General features: G+C 66.7%; 19 protein-coding genes. 14 read left to right on the plus strand and 5 right to left on the minus strand.

Translation table 11 applies throughout. From position 1 onward, the window contains the following. Window positions 1–10 precede the first annotated feature (10 nt). The gene (locus AC27VL_RS13970; RefSeq protein ID WP_100551970.1) at window positions 11–571 is read left to right on the plus strand and encodes a hypothetical protein; all 561 of its coding nucleotides are present in this window, start codon (window positions 11–13) and stop codon (window positions 569–571) included. An 81-nt stretch (window positions 572–652) separates the two neighbouring features. On the opposite strand, the gene AC27VL_RS13975 is transcribed toward AC27VL_RS13970, so the two are convergent. Together AC27VL_RS13975 and gpmA are read right to left on the minus strand one after the other, a co-directional pair. After that, complete coding sequence (locus tag AC27VL_RS13975; protein ID WP_428705720.1) at window positions 653–2,743, minus strand: M13 family metallopeptidase; 2,091 nt, start codon at window positions 2,741–2,743, stop codon at window positions 653–655. 191 nt (window positions 2,744–2,934) lie between these two features. Then, on the minus strand, window positions 2,935–3,684 hold the full coding sequence (gpmA, locus tag AC27VL_RS13980) for a 2,3-diphosphoglycerate-dependent phosphoglycerate mutase (protein WP_100551968.1): 750 nt from the start codon (window positions 3,682–3,684) through the stop codon (window positions 2,935–2,937). A 94-nt stretch (window positions 3,685–3,778) separates the two neighbouring features. Between gpmA and nfi the strand changes: the two genes are divergently transcribed. Next, on the plus strand, window positions 3,779–4,453 hold the full coding sequence (nfi, locus tag AC27VL_RS13985) for a deoxyribonuclease V (protein ID WP_488766985.1): 675 nt from the start codon (window positions 3,779–3,781) through the stop codon (window positions 4,451–4,453). 22 nt (window positions 4,454–4,475) lie between these two features. On the opposite strand, the gene AC27VL_RS13990 is transcribed toward nfi, so the two are convergent. Beyond that, the gene (locus tag AC27VL_RS13990; RefSeq protein ID WP_165376644.1) at window positions 4,476–5,450 is read right to left on the minus strand and encodes a cation diffusion facilitator family transporter; all 975 of its coding nucleotides are present in this window, start codon (window positions 5,448–5,450) and stop codon (window positions 4,476–4,478) included. 174 nt (window positions 5,451–5,624) lie between these two features. Further along, window positions 5,625–7,871 (minus strand): TonB-dependent siderophore receptor, encoded by a 2,247-nt coding sequence (locus AC27VL_RS13995; protein ID WP_229979307.1) that lies wholly within the window; start codon window positions 7,869–7,871, stop codon window positions 5,625–5,627. A 287-nt stretch (window positions 7,872–8,158) separates the two neighbouring features. On the opposite strand from AC27VL_RS13995, the gene AC27VL_RS14000 reads away from it, so the two are divergent. Continuing rightward, on the plus strand, window positions 8,159–9,574 hold the full coding sequence (locus AC27VL_RS14000; RefSeq protein WP_488766987.1) for a GGDEF domain-containing protein: 1,416 nt from the start codon (window positions 8,159–8,161) through the stop codon (window positions 9,572–9,574). 40 nt (window positions 9,575–9,614) lie between these two features. Here the strand turns inward: AC27VL_RS14000 and AC27VL_RS14005 are convergent, their stop codons facing one another. Further along, complete coding sequence (locus tag AC27VL_RS14005; RefSeq protein WP_488766989.1) at window positions 9,615–10,796, minus strand: MFS transporter; 1,182 nt, start codon at window positions 10,794–10,796, stop codon at window positions 9,615–9,617. 79 nt (window positions 10,797–10,875) lie between these two features. Here AC27VL_RS14005 and AC27VL_RS14010 point away from each other — a divergent pair, with 79 nt between their 5' ends. The 11 genes from AC27VL_RS14010 to AC27VL_RS14060 all read left to right on the plus strand — a co-directional run bounded on the left by AC27VL_RS14010 (window position 10,876) and on the right by AC27VL_RS14060 (window position 20,968). Continuing rightward, window positions 10,876–11,325, plus strand: a complete 450-nt coding sequence (locus AC27VL_RS14010; RefSeq protein ID WP_488766991.1) for a winged helix-turn-helix transcriptional regulator — start codon at window positions 10,876–10,878, stop codon at window positions 11,323–11,325. Window positions 11,326–11,390: 65 nt separating this feature from the next. Next, window positions 11,391–12,524 carry a metallophosphoesterase gene (locus tag AC27VL_RS14015; protein WP_488766993.1) on the plus strand — a complete coding sequence of 378 codons (1,134 nt, stop codon included), beginning with the start codon at window positions 11,391–11,393 and terminating at the stop codon, window positions 12,522–12,524. A 131-nt stretch (window positions 12,525–12,655) separates the two neighbouring features. Beyond that, window positions 12,656–13,327, plus strand: coding sequence for a response regulator (locus AC27VL_RS14020; RefSeq protein ID WP_100464099.1), 672 nt, complete (start codon window positions 12,656–12,658; stop codon window positions 13,325–13,327). Next, the gene (locus tag AC27VL_RS14025) at window positions 13,324–14,703 is read left to right on the plus strand and encodes a sensor histidine kinase (RefSeq protein ID WP_100551961.1); all 1,380 of its coding nucleotides are present in this window, start codon (window positions 13,324–13,326) and stop codon (window positions 14,701–14,703) included. The genes AC27VL_RS14020 and AC27VL_RS14025 overlap by 4 nt, the downstream gene beginning before the upstream one ends. 79 nt (window positions 14,704–14,782) lie before the next feature. After that, window positions 14,783–15,619 (plus strand): alpha/beta hydrolase, encoded by an 837-nt coding sequence (locus tag AC27VL_RS14030; protein WP_488766995.1) that lies wholly within the window; start codon window positions 14,783–14,785, stop codon window positions 15,617–15,619. 1 nt (window position 15,620) lies between these two features. Next, window positions 15,621–15,980, plus strand: coding sequence for an EamA family transporter (locus AC27VL_RS14035; RefSeq protein ID WP_488766997.1), 360 nt, complete (start codon window positions 15,621–15,623; stop codon window positions 15,978–15,980). Continuing rightward, window positions 15,977–16,375 (plus strand): DMT family transporter, encoded by a 399-nt coding sequence (locus AC27VL_RS14040; RefSeq protein ID WP_089239700.1) that lies wholly within the window; start codon window positions 15,977–15,979, stop codon window positions 16,373–16,375. Before AC27VL_RS14035 ends, AC27VL_RS14040 begins: the two co-directional genes overlap by 4 nt. Then, on the plus strand, window positions 16,372–17,574 hold the full coding sequence (locus AC27VL_RS14045) for a DegT/DnrJ/EryC1/StrS family aminotransferase (protein ID WP_488766998.1): 1,203 nt from the start codon (window positions 16,372–16,374) through the stop codon (window positions 17,572–17,574). The genes AC27VL_RS14040 and AC27VL_RS14045 overlap by 4 nt, the downstream gene beginning before the upstream one ends. Before the next feature lie 161 nt (window positions 17,575–17,735). After that, window positions 17,736–18,422, plus strand: a complete 687-nt coding sequence (locus tag AC27VL_RS14050; protein WP_100551957.1) for an MtnX-like HAD-IB family phosphatase — start codon at window positions 17,736–17,738, stop codon at window positions 18,420–18,422. Between the two features lie 48 nt (window positions 18,423–18,470). Beyond that, a complete protein-coding gene (locus AC27VL_RS14055) occupies window positions 18,471–19,871 on the plus strand; it encodes an aspartate aminotransferase family protein (RefSeq protein ID WP_099821090.1) in 1,401 nt (466 codons plus the stop codon). A 32-nt stretch (window positions 19,872–19,903) separates the two neighbouring features. Next, complete coding sequence (locus AC27VL_RS14060) at window positions 19,904–20,968, plus strand: GNAT family N-acetyltransferase (protein WP_488767000.1); 1,065 nt, start codon at window positions 19,904–19,906, stop codon at window positions 20,966–20,968. Window positions 20,969–20,971: the final 3 nt, after the last annotated feature.

The raw sequence follows: 20,971 nt of genomic DNA on the forward strand, positions 1-20,971 counted from the left end.
AGTACCACCCATGAAAGGAAACACCCGCATCGCCGCACCGCTGGGACTGTTGCTGTTGGCCCTGGCGCCGTTCGCGCAGGCCCAGCAGGAGAGCAACGCGCCCGCTGCCGCCTGCCTGTCGCGCAGCCAGATCACCGCCGGCACCTCGCCCGCCGCCCTGATGAACGCCCTGCCCCGCTGCGTGCAGGATGGGCGCATGCAGGACGCCATCGATCTCTACAACATCGCCGGCGTATTCGCCCATTTCGATCGCCAGCGGGTCGCTGACGAGACCGGACACAGTGCCTACAACGCGCTGAAGTCGATGGCGGGTTCGGCCATGGGCGAGGACAATCTCGGCCGCTTCGACAGCGCATTGAAGGCGCAGCTGACCCCCGACAAGGCACCCGCCTATGTCGCTGGCATCTGCACCTTCAGCAAGCGCGTGGGGCCGCCCTCGTATACCCCCACCTACATGCTGGCCCATGGCATGTCCAACTTCACCGGCACGGGTGGCGGCCTGGTGCCAGGCTTCGACCCGGCCAGCGCGTGGCAGGCGACGTTGTCGCAGTACCTGAAATGCCCGGGCTGAGCCTCAGCCGGTTGTAGTGGTTGCCAATGAGAAGGCCCGGCTTGCGCCGGGCCTTCTGCTTTGCACGTTGCGGGCAATCGGTTACCAGATCACCACGCGCTTGTCGTCTGCGCGCACCATCGCATCACCGGCCTTGCACTGGAACGCAGCGGCATAGGACGGCATGTTCGACGGCGCACCGTTGGCACGGAAGTTCGCCGGTGCGTGCGGATCGGTGTTCAGGCGCACGCGCAGCTCACCGTCGGTGAAATTGCGACGCCACACGGTGGCCCAGTTCATGAAGAAGCGCTGGTCCTGGCTGTGGCCGTCGACTTCGACGTTCGCCTTCGGATTCTCCTTCAGCGCCATCTGCAGTGCATCGTAGGCAACGGTCAGGCCACCCAGATCACCGATGTTCTCGCCCAGCGTCAGCTTGCCCTTCACGAACACGCCCGGCACCGACTCGTAGCCGTCGAACTGTGCGACCAGCTGATCAGTGCGCTCGGTGAAGGCCTTGCGGTCGCTGTCGGTCCACCAGTTGTCGAAGTTGCCGTTGGCGGCGAACTGGCTGCCCGAGTCATCGTAGCCGTGCATCATCTCGTGGCCGATGACCGCACCGATGCCACCGTAGTTCAGCGCCGGATCGGCCTTGGCGTCGAAGAACGGCGCCTGCAGGATCGCCGCCGGGAACACGATCTCGTTCTTGGTAGCGTTGTAGTAGGCATTGACGGTCTGCGGGGTCATGCCCCACTCGGTCTTGTCCACCGGCTTGCCGACCTTGTCCAGCATGTATCGGTAGTTGAACGCGCGCGCAGCCTGCATGTTGCCCAGGTAGCTGTCACCGTTGGTCTGCAGGCCCGTCCACTCGCGCCACTTGTCCGGGTAACCGATCTTCGGAGTGAAGCTGGCCCACTTCTCCAGCGCCTTCTTCTTGGTTTCTTCGCCCATCCACGGCAGCTGCTCCAGGCGCGCCTTCAGCGCCACCGACAGGTTCTGCACCAGGTGCTGCATGGCCTCCTTGGATTCGGCCGGGAACACCGCATCGACATACAGCTGGCCGAGCGCTTCGCCCATGCCGCCGTTGACCGACTCCAGCACGCGCTTCCAGCGCGGCTGCATTTCCTGCTGGCCGCGCAGGGTCTTGCCATAGAACTCGAAGTTGGCCTTCTCGAACTGGCTGCTCAGGTACGGCGAGGCATCATCGATGGTGTGGAAGCGCAGGTAGGACTGCCAGGTGGCGGCCGGCACGTCGGCCAGCATCTTGTCCATCTCGCTGAAGAAGCCCGGCTGCGCCAGCGAGAACTTCTGTGCGGCCGGCACCTTCAGGGTGTCGAACAGCGCGGTCCAGCTGAAGTTCGGGGTCAGCTTGTCCGCGTCGGCGGCGCTGAGCGGGTTGTAGCGCTTGGCCGGGTCACGCATCTCGATGCGCGACATCGAGGCCTTGGCCAGGCGGGTCTCGAACGCCATCACCGCCTTGGCCTGTTCGGCAGCCTGCGCGGCGTCCACGCCGGACAGCGTCAGCACCTGTGCGATATAGGCAACGTAGGCGTCGCGGATCTTGGCCTGCGACTCGTCGAAGTAATAGCCCTTCTCCGGCAGGCCGAGGCCGCCCTGGCCGACGTAGGCGATGACGTTCGCCGAATCCTTGTAGTCGGCATTGGCGAACAGCGAGAACAGCACGCCCTGGCCCTGCGCCTGGCTGTCGCGCAGGTACTGGGTGATGGCGGCGGTGTCGTTCAGCGCGGTGATCTTGTCCAGCGTCGGCTGCAGCGGCGCCAGGCCGGCGGCCTCGATCTTCGCTTCGTCGTTGCCGGTCTTCCAGATGTCGCCGATCTTGGCTTCCACCGAGCCGGCCTTGGCCTGGCTGGCGGCGGCCTGCTGCACCAGCGCGTGCTGCACTTCCAGCGAGCGCTCGCGCAGGATCTCGAAGCTGCCCCAGGTGGTCTGGTCGCCCGGCACCGGGTTGGCCTTCAGCCACTTGCTGTTGACGAAGCCGTTGAGGTCGGCGCATGCGGCAATGGACGGATCCAGGTCGGCACTGTTGAGCGAGATCAGCGCGGTCTTGATCTGCGACTGGTCGAACGCCGGCTTGGCGGCGTCGGCAGCGGGCGCGGTCTCGTTCTTGCCACAGGCGGCGAGCGAGGCGGCGATGGCGATGGTCAGTCCCAGCGGGACCAGATTGCGGACGTTCATGGCGTGTCTCCAACGGCGAATCGTCCAGCGTAGCCGCTGCAGCGATGGTGGGGACCGGCCAAAGGTCACAGGAGTGCGCCTGTAGAGCCGAGCCCATGCTCGGCTGCTTTCTGAAAACGTCGGCAATGCATCAGCCGAGCGTGGGCTCGGCTCTACAGAAGCGAAGGCCGGCGTGCGCCGGCCCTTCGTTCTTACTTCGCCTTGCCTTGGTTGGCCACGGCTTCAGCAGCCTTGCGTGCCGCTTCCGGGTCACCGAGGTAGCGGAACGACTTCACGGTGAGGTCGTCATTCAACTCGAACAGCAGCGGGATGCCGGTCGGGATGTTCAGCTCGAGGATTTCCTCGCGCGAGACGTTGTTGAGGTACTTGTACAGCGCGCGCAGCGAATTGCCGTGGGCGGTGACCAGCACCGTCTTGCCATCCTTCAGCTGCGGCGCGATGGCGTCGTGCCAGTAAGGCAGCACGCGATCCAGGGTGGTGGCCAGCGATTCGGTACCCGGCAGCGCGTTGCGGTCCAGGCCGGCGTAGCGACGGTCATGGATCGGGTGGCCCGGATCTTCCAGGTCCATCGCCGGCGGCGGGATGTCGTACGAACGGCGCCACACCTTGACCTGGTCTTCGCCGTGCTTGGCGGCGGTCTCGGCCTTGTCCAGGCCCTGCAGGCCACCGTAGTGGCGCTCGTTGAGGCGCCAAGACTTGTTCACCGGCAGCCAATCCTGATCAAGCTCGGCCAGCGCACCCTGCAGGGTGTGGATGGCGCGCTTGAGCACGGAGGTGTGGGCGACGTCGAACTGCAGGCCTTCCTCGCGCATCAGGCGGCCGGCGGCAGCCGCTTCCCGGCGCCCCTGCTCGGTCAGGTCGACATCCACCCAGCCGGTGAAGCGATTGTCCAGGTTCCACTGGCTCTGGCCATGGCGCAACAGTACGAGTTTACGGGTCACTGCAGGGTCTCCAACGCGAGGAAAGGCAGGCGGCCATTGTAGCCCCGACGCCCGCTCACCGCGCCGTGGCGGTGCGGATGTCATCCTGTGGCCGATGAATACCGTGATCGACCCCGGGCGCTGGGAAGGCAGCGTCAGCGCCGCCCGCGAGCAGCAGAAGCAGCTGGCCACCCGCGTGCAGCGCCAGGACCGGCTGCCCGCCACCGTGCGCTGGCTGGCGGGACTGGATGTCGGCTTCGAGGAAGACGGTGCGATCACCCGCGCTGCGGCGGTACTCCTCGACGCGGAGAGCCTGCAGCCGGTGGCGCAGGAAATCGCCCGCATCCCGACCGTCATGCCCTATATCCCGGGCCTGCTCAGCTTCCGCGAACTGCCGGCGCTGCTGGCGGCATTGGCACTGCTGCCGCGAACGCCGGATCTGGTGTTCGTCGATGGCCACGGCATCAGCCATCCGCGCCGCCTGGGCATTGCCGCACACCTGGGCGTGGTGACCGACCTGCCGAGCATCGGCGTGGCCAAGTCGAAGCTGGTTGGCCGCTTCATCGAGCCGGGCGCCGAGGCAGGCGCGCATACGCCGTTGCTGGATGGCAGCGAACAGCTCGGCTGGGTACTGCGCAGCAAGCTGCGCTGCAAGCCGCTGTTCGTCGCCGGCGGACATCGGGTCAGCGCCGATACCGCGCTGGCCTGGGTGCAGCGCACGCTGCGCGGCTATCGCCTGCCCGAGCCAACCCGGTTGGCGGATCGGCTGGCCTCGCGGCGCGACGAATAGCAGTGCAGCTTGGCAATACCGCTCAGCGATGCACGTGACCGCGATGGCCCTGCGCATCGGTCGCTGCATGATCGTGCCCGGCGTGATCGTCGTCCTTCGCTGCTGACGGCTGGCCACAGGCTTCGCCGCAATGGTCGGCCTCGATCTGCAGGGTCACGTGTTCGATGCCGAAATCATCGTGCAGGCGATCACCGAGTTCGCGACGAAGGCGATCGGCATCGTCGCCTTCGCGCATCACGATGTGTGCGGTCAGTGCCGGCGTGCTGGACGCCAGCGCCCATACGTGCAGGTCATGTACGTCCAGCACCGCGTCATGGTCGGACAGGCGGTCGCGCACCTTGGCCACGTCCATGCCCTTGGGCACACCCTCCAGCAGCACATTGACCGCTTCGCGCATCAGCACATACGTGCGTGGCAGCACCCATAGACCGATCAGCACGGCCAGGATCGGGTCGATCGGCTTCCAACCGGTCCATTGGATCAGCAGCGCGCCGGCAATCACCGCCACCGAGCCGAGCATGTCGGCCCACACTTCCAGGTAGGCCCCCTTCACGTTGAGGCTCTCGCCGCTGCCGGCCTGCAGCAGGCGCATGGAAATCATGTTGATCACCAACCCGGCCGCGGCGATCACCAGCATGCCGGTGGAGGCGATCTCCTGCGGCTGGCGGAAGCGACCGATGGCTTCCCACAGGATGTAGCCGGCGACCACGAACAGCATGGCGCCGTTGATCATCGCGCCGAGTGCTTCAAGACGCGCATAGCCGTAGGTGCGGCGCGCATCCGGCGGACGCCGGCTCAGCCGCACGGCAACCAGCGCGATCATCAGCGCCAGGGTGTCGGTGGCCATGTGCGCGGCATCGGACAGCAGCGCGAGGCTGTTGGTCCAGAACGCACCGACCACCTCCACGACAAGGAAGGTGGAGGTCAGGCCGAGCGCCCACCACAAGGGCTTCTCGTGGCGGATCTCGGATGGCAGGTGATCGTGGTCGTGACCCATGGCAACAGCTCCTTTGCGATGGAGGCAGGCTACGCCGGCGGGCGTTGGGAAACTATCACGGTGTTTATAACATTTCAGGCCTGCACGGCCGATGCCGCCGGGCATGGCCCGGCACTACCGGTGTGACATGCCCGCCTCCGGTAGCGCCAGGCCATGCCTGGCGAGCGCAGCGGATCAGAACCCGAAACGCAGGCTGGCCCAGTACGCGCGGCCTGGTTCGTTGTACGTCGCCGCACCGGCATCACTGCTGTTGGCTTCGCGGAACAGGCGCTTGTCGGCCAGGTTGTTGACGCCGAAGCCCACGCTGACCGTATCGGTCACCTTGTAGCGCGCGCTCACGCCCCAGACGTTGTACGCGCCGCGGGTCTGCAGCACCGTGGACGCATCGCAGTTGGCCGTGCAGCGCGGATCGTTGTTGATGTTGGCCGTAGCCGGTTCCTGCTTGCCGTAGAAGGTGCCGGTCAGCAGCAGCGACAACTGCTCGGTGGCTTGCCAGTCCAGCATGGTGTTGACGGTGTACTTGGGAATCACCGACAGCGGCTGGCCGGTGCTCTTGTTTTCGTTCTCCACCATGTAGGTGAAGTTGTTGCTCCACTTCAGGCGGTCGCCCTGCTCGCCCAGCAGCGGAATCACCAGGTTGCCCTCGAGCCCCTGCACGATGGCCTTGGGTGCGTTCTCCCAGCGGAAGATGCGGCCCTTGCTGTCGGCCGTCAGGCCGATCTGGGTGTAACCGGCCTGGATCTTGTCCTTGTAGTCGTTGTGGAAGTAGGTCAACGAGGCCTGCCAGCCGCTCTGCGGTGCCCACTCCACGCCCAGTTCCTTGTTCAAACTGGTCTCTGCCTTCAGATCCGCATTGCCCTGCATGTAGCAACCGGCACCCAGGCTCGGCAATGCGTTCGGGCAGCCATTGCCACGGGTGTAATACAGATAGTCCGGGTTGGACTGGTACAGGTTCGGCGCCTTGAACGCGCGTGCGATGCCGCCCTTCACCACCCAATCACTGTTGAGCCGGAACTGCGCGTTGAGGCTCGGGCTGGTGTTGTTGCCGAACTGGCTGTGATGGTCGAAGCGCAGGCCCGGGGTCACGATCCAGCGCTCACCCAGGTAGATGTTGTCTTCCACGTAGACGGCGGTGGTCTGTGCATCGGACTTGCCGCGTGCGCGGTCGGCCGAAAGGCCCGGAATGCCGCCACCGCTGCTGCTCGACTGGCTCATGGAATACGGATCGGTCAGCCGGCTGTCGAGGTATTCGAAGCCCAGCGTCCACACGTTCTCGGCGCCGCCGAGGGTGGTCGGGAAGCTGACCTCGCCGTCCAACTGGTAGTTGCGCAGGCGCGAGGTCGACCAGTCAGCACCATTGAAGCTGCCTTCCGGGCCACCGGCCAGGCCCTCGTTGATGCGCGAATTGTTGACCCCTTCCACCGCTGCGGTCAGCCGCGAGCTGACATCGCCCCAGCGTCCGCGATGGGTGATCGCGCCGGTGCTGCGGTACATGCGGTTGGTCTCGGCCTGCTGCTCGGCCAGCGCACCGAGATCAACGCCGGTGGAGGTGCCTGTGTTGCTGACCGCACGGTCGCCGGCATAGATGTTGCCTTGGCGGCTGGTGCCGGCCTCGAATTCGACCACCTGGTTGGCGGTCACGTCCCAACGCAGCAGTGCGTTGACATCGCGGTTCTTGACGCCCTCGCGGCCCGCCGGCGGTACCGCATTGGCGCCGGTGGCGAAGTTGCGGTTGAGATCCAGCGAATCGGCATCGGTCTTGTTGAGGTTGCCGTACAGCCGGAACGACAGCGTGTCGGTCATCGGCCCGCTCAGCTGCAGGCCGACGCGCTCGCTGCCACCTTCGGCACTGTGTTCGGGCACCAGGCCGTACAGGTCAACCGCACCGGTCAGGTCGCCAGTGGGGCGCTTGGTGATGATGTTGACCACGCCACCGGATGCACCCGAGCCATAGCGCGCCGCCGCCGGGCCGCGCAGCACTTCGATGCGTTCGATCATTTCCGCCGGCACCCAGTTGGTATCGCCACGCGTGTTGCGCTCGCCACTGCGGCCCATGCGCACCGCGTCGCGTGCACCCACGCGCTTGCCGTCGATCAGGATCAGGGTATTTTCCGGGCCCATGCCGCGCAGATCGATCTGCCGGTTGTTGCCGTACTGGCCCGACGCGCTGTTACCGGTCAGATTGACGCCGGGCATCGTACGCAGCAGTTCGGCGATGTCGTTGACCGGCGGTCGCTTGGCGATGTCTTCAGCGGTGATGGTGGAGGTGCCCAGCGCCTGCCGCGCGATCTGCGACGCAGTGACATGCACGGTATCGATATCGGTGGCATCGGTTTCCGCATGCGCGGTAACCGCAGCGCCGGCCAGCAGCGCGGCGACGGCGAGCGCCAGCGGGCGCGGTGAAAGAGTGTTTGCAGGCATGTTCTGGACCTTCTGGCAGGGCAGCGGAAGCCTCTGGCATAGGGCACGAGGCGGCGACGGGGGAGGCGGAACGATCGCTGCGGGATGCCCGCAGGTCGGTTCCTGACGTCATTTTTTCATAAATGCGAGTGATTCTCAAATGCGTCAACGCATTGCGGCATCGGCCGGCATGTGCTCTGCCCGGGTTTTTCGGCCTGCATGGCGCTTAAACTGGACGGCTTACCTGCCATCAACCGTCGACAGCTGCGGCCGATACCGTGGTCTGTTGTGCGCCGCTAGAGATCGACGTGGATACACCCCAACTGGACGAAGCCAGCCAACCGCTGGCCCAGGCCTGGCAGCAGTGCCTGCTGCAGGCCGGCCCCGCCGCTGCCGCACTGCTGCATGCCGTGGCCGACGACGCACCGCCAATGCTGGCGCAGCGCTTCTACGAGGTGCTGCTGCAGGACACGCGTGCGCGCCGCTTCCTGTCCCATGAACAGGTCAAGCAGCGCCTGCAGCCGGCGATGCAGCGCTGGCTGGCCCAGCTGCTGACCACCGATGCGGATGGAATTGCCGCTACGGTCGCCGCACAGCGGGTGATCGGCGATGTGCATGCACGGGTCGGTATTCCGGTTGACCTGGTGGCACGCGGTGCACGCGTACTCAAGCACGAACTGTTCGTGCGCCTGCGCGCCGATGCCCAAGACAACGACACCGCTTTCGCCGCCATCGATTGCCTCAGCGCGATCATGGACATCGCCATGGAGGGCATGACCCTGGCCTATACGCATGCACGTGAGCGCTCGTCGCGCACCGATGCAGCGTACCGGCTGTTCTCGCTGGTGCAGAACGTCAGCACCGAGCGCGAGCGCCAGCGCGCCCTGCTGCTGGATTGGGAAAACAGCCTGCTGTACACGCTCGCTGGCCATGCGACAGGCGCCGACAACGCCAGTCTGGCGACGTCGGAGTTCGGCCTGTGGTTCACCCACAAGGGTATTCCCAGCTTCGGCGAAAGTAGCGAGACACAGCAGGTCGCCCAGCTGATGGCACGCATCGACAGCAGCCTGCAGCGCGCCACGGATGAAGATCCGGCACGGCGACTGGCGGCCCTGCCGGCGATCCGCGAAGACCTCGCCACCATCCGCAACCTGATGACCCTGCTGTTCGAACGCATCGGCGAACTGGATGCAGGCAGCGATGCGTTGACCAACCTGCTCAACCGGCGCTTCCTGCCGACGGTGCTGCGCCGTGAGATCGAATTGTCCACGCGCAACCACACGCCGTTCTCGCTGCTGTTGCTGGATCTGGATCATTTCAAGGCGATCAACGATGGCCACGGCCACGACGCCGGCGACCGCGCGCTGCAGCACGTTGCCGCCCTGCTCGGCCAGCAGACCCGTGGCAGCGACTACCTGTTCCGCTACGGCGGCGAGGAGTTCGTGGTGGTGCTGGTGGCGGCGAGCGAATCGCAGGCGGAGGTGATTGCCGAAAGCCTGCGCCGGCAGATCGCACAATCGCCGATCACCCTGCCGAATGGACAGACGCTGGGGCTGACCGCCAGCATCGGCGTGGCTGGGCACGATGGGCATCCCGATTACGAGCGGCTGATGGCGCGCGCCGACGCGGCGATGTATGCCGCCAAGCGACAAGGCCGCAACCGTGTGGTGGTGGCCGACGAAGCACTGCCCGAGGCACCCGGGCGACGCGCACTGCAACGTTGAGCCTGCAGCGCGCGCGGTAGGGCATCGAACAGCGTCGGCGCTACCGGGCGGCCTTGCGCGAAATACGCCACGTCGCCCACCACGCCAAGCCCAGCAGGGCGATTCCCGCTCCCAGCGCGCACACCGCCGGCCACCCGTAGCGCGCCTGCATCCAAGTGCCTGCGGCAGCGCCCACACCGCTGCCCACCGCATAGAACAGCATGTACAGCGCCACCAGGCGCCCATGCTGTTCGGCCGGTGCGCGCAGCAGCAGTGCCTGGTTGGACACATGCAATGCCTGCCCGCCCAGGTCCAGCACCACCACGCCCAGCAGCAACAGCGCCAGCGACTGCGGCAGGCCCAGCAGCGGCGCCCAGGCGACCAGCATCAACAGCAGCGCGCCCAGGCTCACCCGGTGGGCAAAACCACGATCCATCCAGTGCCCGACCCGCGCCGCCAGCAGCGCGCCGATGATGCCAGCCAGGCCCAGCGCGCCGATGCCAGCGGTCGACCAGCTCAGGGGCGGCGCCGACAACGGCAGTGGCACCGCGGCCCAGAACACATTGAGACCGGCAAACAACAGCAGTGCCAAGGGCCCACGTTCGCGCAGTGCCCGATCCTGCAGCAGCATCTGGACCATGGAGCGCAGCAGCTCGCGCCACGCCGGCGCCATTGCAGGCACTGGCACGTGCGGCAGCCGCCGCCACAGCAGCAGCGCCAGCGCTGTTATCAACAGTGCCGACAGCAGGTACACCGCGCGCCATCCGGCCATGGCGGCGACCGCGCCGGACACCACGCGTGCCGACAGCAGGCCGATGAACACACCGCCCTGGACCATGCCAACCACCCGCCCGCGTTGCTCCGGTGCAGCGAGGTTGGCGGCGTAGGCGATCAACCCTTGGGTGAGCGCGGTACCGAGCAGCCCCGCCAGCAGCATGCCCGACAGCAACCATGCGGTGCTGCGGGCGGCGGCCAGCCACAGTAGCGCCACCACCAGCGCCAGCAGTTGCACCCGCAGCAGTCGGCGACGGTCGCCACGGTCGGCCAGCGGCAGCAATCCGAGCAGGGCCAGCACGCTGCCGGCCTGGGTGGCAGCCAGCAGTGCACCGGCAACCGCGGCATCCAGGGCGAAATCGTGGGCCAGGCGCTCCAGCAGCGGCTGCGCGAAGTAAACGTTGGCCACGCTGGCACCGGCAGCAATGGCGAGCAGGCCCAGCAACGGGCGGGACAGCGAAGGCATCATCAGTGTGGTTGCAATTTGAAACTGCGTGCACGGTAGCGCCACTGGTTTTAAACTGCAACCACAATCGATGGAGTCCACCATGCACGCCAACAGCCCCTGCCCCGTGGCCCGCAGCGCCGATCTGCTTGGCGACCGCTGGGCGTTGCTGATCATCCGCGACGCCTTCGATGGCATCAGCCGCTTCGGCGATTTCCAGCGCAGCCTGGGCGCGGCGCGCAACATCCTCAGCGACCGCCTGCGGCGACTGGTCGAGGCGGGGCTGCTGGTGCAGCAGCCTGCCGCCGATGGCAGCGCCTACCAGGACTATGTGCTGACCGCGGCCGGCCAGGACCTGTTCCCGCTGCTGGTCGCCCTGCGCCAATGGGGAGAACGGCATCGCTTCGCTGCAGGCGAGGCACACTCGCAGCTGATCGAATCCAGCAGCCGCCGGCCGCTGCCCTACATGCAACCCCACGGACGCGATGGCCAGCCCCTGCACGCCGCCGATACCCGCGTGCGCAAGCTCAAGGAAGAAGGCGGCCGGCCCTGATCCGCCCGTTCACGCACACCGGCGACGTCCCCGGGCAGTTAGCATCGCTGGTCTCCTGCCGCTGAATGCCGCCGATGCCGAACTACGCCCGAACCGTTTCGATCCTGCTGCCGCTGGTCCTGCTGCTGGCCGCACCACTGGCCTCGGCCCGCGACGTGGCAGCACCCGCAGAACACGTCGACAGCGATGGTCCTTACCTGTTCCGTGAAGGCGCGCAGCTGAAAGCGCAGTGGATCTGCCAGGACCAGGTGGAAACCCAGACCGTGCACGCCGGCAGCGAGGGCGCGGACGTTGCCGTGCACTGCGGCTATCCGCATGCGGTGCATGTGCTGCCGCCGAATGCGCCGTCGGCATCCGTGCTGCCCGCCGTGCCCCGCATCGTCGCCGTGTCCGACATCCACGGCCAGTACGACCTGCTGGTCCGCCTGCTGCGCGCCAACCGGGTGATCGACGCACAGGACCGCTGGGCACTGGGCGCGGACACGCTGGTGATCGCGGGCGACGTGTTTGATCGCGGCCCACGGGTGACCGAAGCGTTCTGGCTGCTGTACGGCCTGCAGCAGCAGGCGGCGGCGGCCGGTGGCGCGGTGCATTTCGTGCTCGGCAACCACGAGACCATGGTGCTGTACGACGACCTGCGCTACGTCAACCCGAAGTACCTGCGCAGCGCGCAGCTGCTCGGTCGCAGCTATCCGCAGCTGTATGCTGCCGACTCGGTGATCGGCCAGTGGCTGCGCACGCGCCCGGTGCTGCTGCAGATCGGCGATACCCTGTTCCTGCACGGCGGCATCTCGCCCGATGCCGTGCAGATGGCATTGGACCCGGCCCACACCAACGCCGCCTACCAGGCCTCGCTGGGCATCCCCAAGGCCGAGGTGAAGGCAGACCCCGCCACTGCACCGCTGTACGACGGCAAGACCAGCCCGATCTGGTACCGCGGCTACTTCGACGGACGCCTGGACACCCCGGGCGTGCAGGCGGTGCTCGAGCGCCTCCAGCTCAAGCGCATCGTGGTCGGCCACACCTCCATGCCACATGTCAGCAGCTTCCACGACGGCCGCGTGATCGCCATCGACAGCAGCATCAAGAACGGCGAGAACGGCGAGCTGCTGTTCATCGAGGACGGCAAGCTCAGCCGCGGCCTGTTGGACGGTTCGCGGGTGCCACTGGCCAAGGGCGAGCCCGGCCTGCAGGACTGAACGAAGGGCCAGCGCCGGGCCGGTTCAGGTCCCCCACGGCCGCCACCTGCACCCGGTTTGCCGCTACCCTCGGCAGCCGAGAGGCCCGCCCTGTCCAGCGGGCGGCCCATCCGCCCCCAGGAGCCCCGCGCATGCGCGTTCTCATCGCAGAAGACGACCCCGACATCGCCTCCGGCCTGTGCGCCTCGATGCGCCGCCAGGGCCACGTGGTCGACCACGTGGACAACGGCGCGCATGCCGATGCCGCTCTGAATTCCACCCAGTACGCACTGCTGGTGCTGGATCTTGGCCTGCCCCAGCTGGATGGCCGTGACGTGCTGCAACGGCTGCGCCAGCGCGGCGATGGCCTGGCCGTGCTGGTGGTCACCGCACGCGATGGCCTGGCCGAGCGCGTGCGCGTGCTCGACCTGGGAGCCGACGACTACCTGGTCAAACCCTTTGCGCTGGACGAATTCGAAGCACGCGTGCGCGCGCAGCTGCGCCGGGTCACCAGCAACGGCAACCCGGACCTGCGCATCGGCCGGCTGCGCCTGGACCTGACCGGGCACCGGGTGTGGATAGACGAGCAGACGCTGGAGCTGACCGCGCGCGAATTCGGCCTGCTGTCCGCCCTGGCGGTGCGTGCCGAGCGCATCGTCTCCCGTGCGCAACTGGTGGAGGCCCTGTGCGACTGGGGCCAGGACCTGACCGACAATGGCCTGGACATCGCCCTGCATCGCCTGCGCCGCAAGCTGCAGCCGGGCGGCATGGGCATCCGCACGGTGCGCGGGCTGGGCTACATGCTGGAAGACGCCGGCGCGTGATCAGCGGACCGCCCAGCCTGCGACGGCGTCTGCTCGCCTTCCTGGCGCTGCCGATGCTGGGCCTGCTGACCTTCAACACGCTGCTGGCGTACTACGTGGCGCTGGACTACTCCAACCGCATCCACGACCGCAACCTGACCGACGACACCGTGTCGTTCGCACAGATGCTCAGCACCATGCCGGTCAGCAGCGACCTGTCCCCGCAGGCACGCTTTCTCATCGAGTACGACCCCGACGGTCACCGCTACTTCAACGTCGACAGCAGCCGCCTGGGCACCATCGCCGGCAACGCGGATTTCAGCGCCTATGCACCGTCGCAGGACTGCAGCGGTATGCACCCGGCACTGTACGAAGGTGAATTGAATGGCCAGCAGGTGCGCATGTCGACGGTCTGCACCCAGGCGATGAACGATCCGCAGGACCAGCTGGCGGTGACCGTGGCCGAAAGCATGGCCGACCGCCGCCAGCGTGCACGCGAGATCCTGATGATCGTCATTCCACTGATGGCCATGCTGGCCCTTGGAATGGCGGCACTGGTCTGGTTCGGCGTCACCCACGGCCTGCGTATTCTCACTCCGCTGACCTCGCGCCTGGCCCAGCGCCGCGGCGAGCTGGCACCGATTTCCGACGCCGACGTGCCCGAGGAAATCCAGCCCCTGATCAGCACCATCGATGGCCTGTTCGCGCGGCAGGCGGAAATGATCACGCTGCAGAACCGCTTCATTGCCGATGCCGCGCACCAGTTGCGCTCGCCGCTGGCGGGCATGGCACTGCACGTGGACCAGGCACTGGCCCACGGCGATCCAGAGACCGTGCGCGAAGCGCTGCAGAACATCCGCCGGCTCAACCAGCGAACCGCCCGCGTCAGCACCCAGCTGCTGGCGTTGAGCCGTGCCCAGACCGTGCCGGAGACGGTGGAGGCGCTGGACCTGTCCGAGCTGGTGCCGCAATGGGTGGGCATGCGCGTGCCCGAAGCGATCCGCGATGGCATCGACCTGGGCTATCTGGGTCCGCAGCAGCCGGTGCGGATACTGGGCAACGGCGCCCTGCTGCACGAGGCGCTGGACAATCTGATCGACAACGCCCTGCGCTACGCCGGCGTGGATGCGACCGTCACGGTGGGCGTGCAGACCCTCGACGACAATGATGTCGAGCTGTACGTCGAAGACAACGGCCCGGGCGTACCCGAGGACGTGATGTCGCGGTTGGGGGAACGTTTCTTCCGCGCGCCCGGCACTGCCGCCAGCGGCACCGGCCTCGGCCTGGCCATCGCCCATGAGGCCGTCGAGCATCTGGGCGGGCGCCTGGGTTACCTCAACCGTCCCGGTGGCGGCCTGAAGGTATCCATCACCATACCGTTGCTGAAGGGCCCTTGATCCAGCCGGTCCGCTGAAAGGTTGCCGAAAATCGCGCTTGCGATGCTGGCCATCCCGACTGCCGCGCTGGAGCCGACTGGTGTCCGCATCCCATGAGTTCTTTCTTCCCGGTGGCCCGCAGGGTGTCCTGCTGATCCATGGCCTGACCGGCACGCCGGCCGAGATGCGCATGCTGGGCAAAGGGCTGAACAACGCCGGCTTCAGCGTGCACGGTGTGCAGCTGCCAGGCCACTGCGGCAGCGTCGAGGACCTGCTGCAGACCCGCTGGGAAGAGTGGTACCAAGGCGTGGAAGATGCGGCCGCGAACCTGCGCGGCAAGGTTGACCAGTTGTTCGTCGGCGGGCTGTCGATGGGTGCGGTGCTGGCGCTGGCACTGGCCGCGCGCCGGCCGGACTGGGTCTCCGGCGTGGGCGTGTACGGCGCCACCTTCCGCTACGACGGCTGGAATATTCCGGCGGTTGCGCGCTTCTCGTTCCTGCTGCCGTGGTTCAAACGCCTGGGCATCGGCCGCGACCGCATGTTCATGGAAGAGCCGCCGTATGGCCTGCGCGACGAGCGCCTGCGCGCGCAGGTCAGCGCCGCCATGCTGTCCGGTGACAGTGCCGCTGCCGGCCTGCCGGGCAATCCGTGGCATGCGTTGGCCGAAATGCGTGCACTGAGCACCTGGACCCGCCGTCACCTGCACCAGGTCACGGCACCGTGCCTGGTGATGCACGCCCGCGAGGACGACGTGGCCAGCATGGGCAATGCCGAGCTGGTGATCTCGCGCGTCAGCGGACCGACCGAACTGGTGGTGCTGGAAGACAGCTACCACATGATCACCATCGATCGCGAACGACGCGAGGTGATCCGCCGCAGCGCGCGCTTCTTCAGCGCCATCGGCGAACGTGCGGGCGTGCTGCAGGCGGTCGCCTGAGATGGGATCGCTTGCCACCCTGCTGTGGCTGGTCAACGTGGTGCTCGACACCGGCGGCCAGCTGGCCTTCAAGGCTGCCGCCAGCGACCCGCAGGAGGGCGAAGGCCTGCAGCGCTGGAAACACATGTTCGGCCGTCCCTGGCTGTGGCTGGGCATCGCCTGCTACGTGCTTGAATTCGTCGCCTGGATCGCCTTCCTGTCGCTGGTACCGTTGTCGCAGGGCGTACTGCTCGGCTCGATCAACATCGTCGCGTTGATGGTTGCCGGCCGCCTCCTGTTCCGCGAGCGGCTGACGCCGTTGCGGGTGACCGGCATGCTGCTGGTCAGTGCCGGTGTTGCCGTGGTCGGAGCCGGAACATGAGGCGGTTGTACCTGGTCGGCTTTCCGCTGCTGATGGCCTTCGACACCTTGGCCCAGCTGTGCTTCAAGTATGCCGGCGACGCCGCGCTGCCGGTCGAGGCCAACACCGCGTGGCTGCTGCGCGTGCTGTCGCAGCCCTGGGTGTACGGCGCGATGCTCGGTTACGTCGGCGCGTTCTTCACCTGGATGAGCCTGCTGCGGCACGCGCCGATCGGCCCTGCGTTCGCGGCCTCGCACCTGGAAGTGATCAGCGTGCTGCTGCTGTCAGCGTGGCTGCTGCACGAACCGTTGACGCTGCATCACCTGATCGGTGCGGTGCTGATCGTGGCCGGCATCATCTGCCTGGGTCGTGCCGAAGCGGATGATCCGCACGCTGCAACTGAACCATCCCCGTGAGCCTGCTGTCGCGCGAGTTGCCGCCCACCGCCGGCCTGCCGCTGCAGGCCGGCGATTTCCTTCCCGGTGGCGGTGACCTGTGCGCGATTCTCGCCGAGCAGCTGGGCACGCCGCCGCTGCAGCTGACCTGCTCGGGCACCCACGCCCTGCTGATCGCCCTGCGCACCCTGCGCAGGCGCGCACCGCACCGCGATACGGTGATCCTGCCGGCCTATACCTGCCCACTGGTGCCGATTGCCGTGCACAGCCTCGGCCTGCGCATACAGCTGTGCGATACCCGCCGCGACCACTTCGATTTCGACCCGGTAGCATTGCACGCCGCAGCCGATGCACGCACGTTGGCGATCATTCCCACGCACCTGGGCGGGCGCATCGCCGATGTCGATCGCGCCTGTGCGATCGCGCACCGCGTCGGTGCATGGGTGATCGAGGACGCTGCGCAGGCGCTGGGGGCCCGTGTGGCCGGCAACAGCGTCGGCCTGCGCGGTGATATCGGCTTCTTCAGCCTGGCCGCCGGCAAGGGACTGAGCCTGCATGAGGGTGGCCTGCTGCTGACGCGCGACGAAGCACTGCGTGCGGCATTGATCGAGCAGGCCGCAGCACACACGCCCTTCAGCCTGCGCTGGGAGCTGACCCGCAGCCTGCAGCTGCTGGGCCTGGCAGCCTGTTACCGCCCTCCCCTGCTGTCGCTGGTGTATGGAAACCCGCTGCGGCGCGCCCTGCGCAGCGGCGACCTGGAAGCTGCGGTGGGCGATGTGTTTCCGCTGGACATTCCGCAGCATCGCGTCAGCCGCTGGCGGCAGAACGTCGGTGCACGCGCAGCACAGCGCCTGCCCGATTTCCTGCAGGCGGCCCGCCTGCGTGCGCTGCAGCTGCGCGTGCAGCTGGAGTCGCTGCCCGCCGTTGACGTGGTGGACGGAATGCCTGGCACCCAGGGCACCTGGCCGATGCTGATGCTGCTGCTGCCCAGTGAACGTGCGCGTGACAAGGCGCTGTCCGCGCTGTGGCAGCGCGGCCTGGGTGTCAGCCGCATGTTCATCCATGCCCTGCCGGACTACGCCTATCTGCGCGGCATCGTCGCAGACGCGGACGTACCCAATGCCCGCGACTTCGCCGCCCGCTGCCTGACCGTGGGCAACAGTCCCTGGCTGACCCATGCAGACACCCACGAGATCGTGAAGGTGCTCGCGCGCCAGTAGTGGCTGAAGCCAGGCGAGGCCTGCTCCGCGTCACTGGCTGAACGCTTCCCGAGCGCCTCCCTTCGTGCTTTCAGGCGGAAAGGAACGAGAAAGACGGCCTGCCTACATTGGCCCCGTCGCCGGCATCGTGCCAAGGCCTCTCTTCATCGACGGAGCTGCCCATGCAATGGAGCATCCTGTGTGACTTCGATGGCACCATCAGCCTCGAGGACGTCATCGATTCACTGTTGGAAAAGTTCGGCCAACCCGGTTGGCAGCAGCTGGAGGATCAGTGGCGTTCGGGTGAGATCGGCTCGCGTGAATGCATGCAGGGCCAGGTCCGCCTGCTGAAGCTGGATCCGGCCACCCTCGATGCACACCTGGACCAGGTACGCATCGATCCGGGCTTCGCCGCCTTCGTCAATCGCGCACACGCGTTGGGCCTGCCTCTGCGCATCGTCAGCGACGGTCTGGACTACGCGATCCATCGCATCCTCGCCAACCATGGCCTGCCACCGCTGCCTGTAGTGGCCAACCACCTGCGCTGGTGTGACGGTCATTGGCAACTGGAATCCCCCTACCAGGCCGAAGGCTGCCGCAGCGGCACCTGCAAGTGCACCTGCGCGGCGCAGGCACGTGCCGACGAAGCACCCCGCGTGCTGATGATCGGTGATGGTGCCTCGGATTTCTGCGTATCCGAACACGCCGACTTCGTATTCGCCAAGCGTCGCCTCATTGCCCATTGCACCGACGCCGGCATTCCCCACGCCGCCATCGACACCTTCCACGACGCTACTGCGCTGCTGCCGCGCCTGCTCGACGGCAGCCTGCTTCAGCCCTCGCTTCCGCGGCTGCTCGCCACCGCCTGATCGCTCCGCCCGTTGCTTCCTTCGAATGCCCTCTCCGGAACCGAACCGATGAATATTTTTGACAAGAACGCCGATGCCGCCATCACCGATGCGCAGCTGCTGGCAGACGAAGCCCGCTACAGTTCCTTCGGCGACACCGTGCACTACGTCGATCCGCCGAAGATCTTCCAGCGCTGCGAAGGCAGCTACATGTTCGACGCCGCCGGCACCCCGTACCTCGATCTGCAGATGTGGTACTCGGCGTGCAACTTCGGTTACGCCAACCAGCGCCTGAACAATGCGCTGAAGGACCAGATCGACACCCTGCCGCAGGTCGCCAGCCAGTACCTGCACCCCACGCGCGTGCAGCTGGCCAAGACCATCGCGGTGGACATGCACGAGAAGTTCGGCCTCGATGGCCGCGTGCACTTCAACGTCGGTGGTGCGCAGGCCGTGGAGGATTCTCTGAAGATCGTCCGCAACGCGCGCAACGGCAAGAGCCTGATGTTCGCGTTCGAAGGCGGCTACCACGGCCGCACCCTCGGCGCTTCGTCCATCACCTCCAGCTACCGCTATCGCCGTCGCTACGGCCACTTCGGCGAACGCGCGATGTTCATTCCGTTCCCGTATCCGTTCCGTCGCCCGAAGGGCATGACCCCGGACGAGTACTCCGACCACTGCGTGCACCAGTTCGAGCGCCTGTTCGAAAGCGAGTACAACGGCGTGTGGGACCCCAAGGTCGGCCAGGCCGAGTACGCCGCGTTCTACGTCGAGCCGATCCAGGGCACCGGCGGCTATGTCATTCCGCCGCGCAACTTCTTCAAGGGCCTCAAGCGCGTGCTGGACAAGTACGGCATCCTGATGGTCGTCGATGAAATCCAGATGGGCTTCTGGCGCACCGGCAAGCTGTGGTCCATCGAGCACTTCGGTGTCACCCCGGACGTGCTGGTGTTCGGCAAGGCGCTGACCAACGGCCTCAACCCGTTGTCGGGCCTGTGGGCGCGCGAAGAGCTGATCAACCCGACCGTGTTCCCGCCGGGCTCCACCCACTCCACCTTCAACTCCAATCCGCTGGGTACGCGCCTGGGCCTGGAAGTGCTGAAGCTGGGCAAGGAGATGGACTACGAGCGCACCGTGCCGGAAAAGGGCGCCTACTTCCTCGACGGCCTGCGCGGCCTGCAGAAGCGACATCCGGAAATCGGCGATGTCGACGGCCTCGGCCTGGCCCTGCGTGCAGAAATCTGCGCCGCCGATGGCTTCACTCCGAACCGTGAGCTGCTGGACCGCATGGTCGACATCGGCCTGGCTGGCGACCTGCTGCACGACGGCAAGCGCATGGGCCTCGTGCTCGATGTCGGTGGCTGGTACAAGAACGTGATCACCTTCGCGCCTTCGTTGAACATCACCTACGAAGAGATCGATCTGGCGATCACCCTGCTCGACCAGCTGCTGACCAAGGCCAAGGGCTGAACTGCAATGCGCTGCCGGTTCCCGTGCCCCGCATGGACATGATTCCGCGTGTATCCAGCACCGCGCTGGAACCGGCCGCGCTGCTGGAGGGCTTCCTGGCCCACCCGCCCCTGGGGTTCGATGCCAGCCGCCTGCCCAGCGGCCTGCCCAGCTTCCGTGCGCCGCTGGATCTGACCACGACCCTGGACGATGCACTGCGCTCGCGCCTATTGGGGCTGCCGCTGTCGCGCCTGTGGCGGCCGTGGCTGACCTGGCAGACGCGGTTCATCGGCGCCACCAGCACCGAGTACACACCGCTGCCGGCACATGTGTCGGCGGCTGCACTGGCCGACGACGTGCTGCGTCACGGCGTCGGTGACAGTCGACTGCTGGTGGTCAAGGATCTGGCGATCGATTCCCCCTTGCTGGACGACGCCGCCAACGCGCACAGCCAGGCGTTCCTGCAGGCGCTGCTGGAACGCGGGTTCGTCCAGCTGGAAGGCATGCCACTGGCATGGGTGGCGATCGATTTCGATTGCATCGACACCTACCTGGCGCGCCTTTCCGCCACACGGCGCAAGAACATCCGGCGCAAGCTGCGCTCGCGTGCCCACCTGCAGATCGACTGCATCGCTACCGGCGACCCCGCGCTTGCCGAGCCACGGATGCAGGCCGAACTGCACGCGCTGTACCTGCAGGTGTATGCACAAAGCGCCGTGCATTTCGACCAGCTCGACCTGCCCTTCTTCCAGCACCTGCTGGCAGACACGCAGGGCCAGGGACGCTTGTTCCTCTACCGCCACAACGGCGAGCTGATCGGCTGGAACCTGTGCTACGTGCACGCCGGCAAACTGGTGGACAAGTACATCGGCCTGTCCTATCCGCAGTCGCGCGACCACAACCTGTACTCGGTCAGCTGGATGCACAACCTGGAGTACGCGATGCAACACGGCCTCAGCCACTATGTCGCCGGCTGGACCGATTCACGCATCAAGGCCGAACTGGGTGCCCGCTTCACTTCCACCGTACATGCGGTGCATGCGCGTTCGCCCCTCCTGCGCGCCGCCCTGCGCAGGCTGGCCCCGCACCTGCAGGCTGAGCCGGATGGAGGGGGTTGACCG

Source organism: Stenotrophomonas sp. 14P6.2.3 (assembly GCF_057799055.1).

Excerpts from the sequence above, each read along its gene's own strand:
- AC27VL_RS13970 (WP_100551970.1), top strand. The coding sequence starts at position 11 with ATGAAAGGAAACACCCGCATCGCCGCACCGCTGGGACTGTTGCTGTTG.
- AC27VL_RS13975 (WP_428705720.1), bottom strand. The coding sequence starts at position 2,743 with ATGAACGTCCGCAATCTGGTCCCGCTGGGACTGACCATCGCCATCGCC.
- nfi (WP_488766985.1), top strand. The coding sequence starts at position 3,779 with ATGAATACCGTGATCGACCCCGGGCGCTGGGAAGGCAGCGTCAGCGCC.
- AC27VL_RS13990 (WP_165376644.1), bottom strand. The coding sequence starts at position 5,450 with ATGGGTCACGACCACGATCACCTGCCATCCGAGATCCGCCACGAGAAG.
- AC27VL_RS13995 (WP_229979307.1), bottom strand. The coding sequence starts at position 7,871 with ATGCCTGCAAACACTCTTTCACCGCGCCCGCTGGCGCTCGCCGTCGCC.
- AC27VL_RS14005 (WP_488766989.1), bottom strand. The coding sequence starts at position 10,796 with ATGATGCCTTCGCTGTCCCGCCCGTTGCTGGGCCTGCTCGCCATTGCT.
- AC27VL_RS14010 (WP_488766991.1), top strand. The coding sequence starts at position 10,876 with ATGCACGCCAACAGCCCCTGCCCCGTGGCCCGCAGCGCCGATCTGCTT.
- AC27VL_RS14015 (WP_488766993.1), top strand. The coding sequence starts at position 11,391 with ATGCCGCCGATGCCGAACTACGCCCGAACCGTTTCGATCCTGCTGCCG.
- AC27VL_RS14020 (WP_100464099.1), top strand. The coding sequence starts at position 12,656 with ATGCGCGTTCTCATCGCAGAAGACGACCCCGACATCGCCTCCGGCCTG.
- AC27VL_RS14035 (WP_488766997.1), top strand. The coding sequence starts at position 15,621 with ATGGGATCGCTTGCCACCCTGCTGTGGCTGGTCAACGTGGTGCTCGAC.
- AC27VL_RS14040 (WP_089239700.1), top strand. The coding sequence starts at position 15,977 with ATGAGGCGGTTGTACCTGGTCGGCTTTCCGCTGCTGATGGCCTTCGAC.
- AC27VL_RS14050 (WP_100551957.1), top strand. The coding sequence starts at position 17,736 with ATGCAATGGAGCATCCTGTGTGACTTCGATGGCACCATCAGCCTCGAG.
- AC27VL_RS14055 (WP_099821090.1), top strand. The coding sequence starts at position 18,471 with ATGAATATTTTTGACAAGAACGCCGATGCCGCCATCACCGATGCGCAG.
- AC27VL_RS14060 (WP_488767000.1), top strand. The coding sequence starts at position 19,904 with ATGGACATGATTCCGCGTGTATCCAGCACCGCGCTGGAACCGGCCGCG.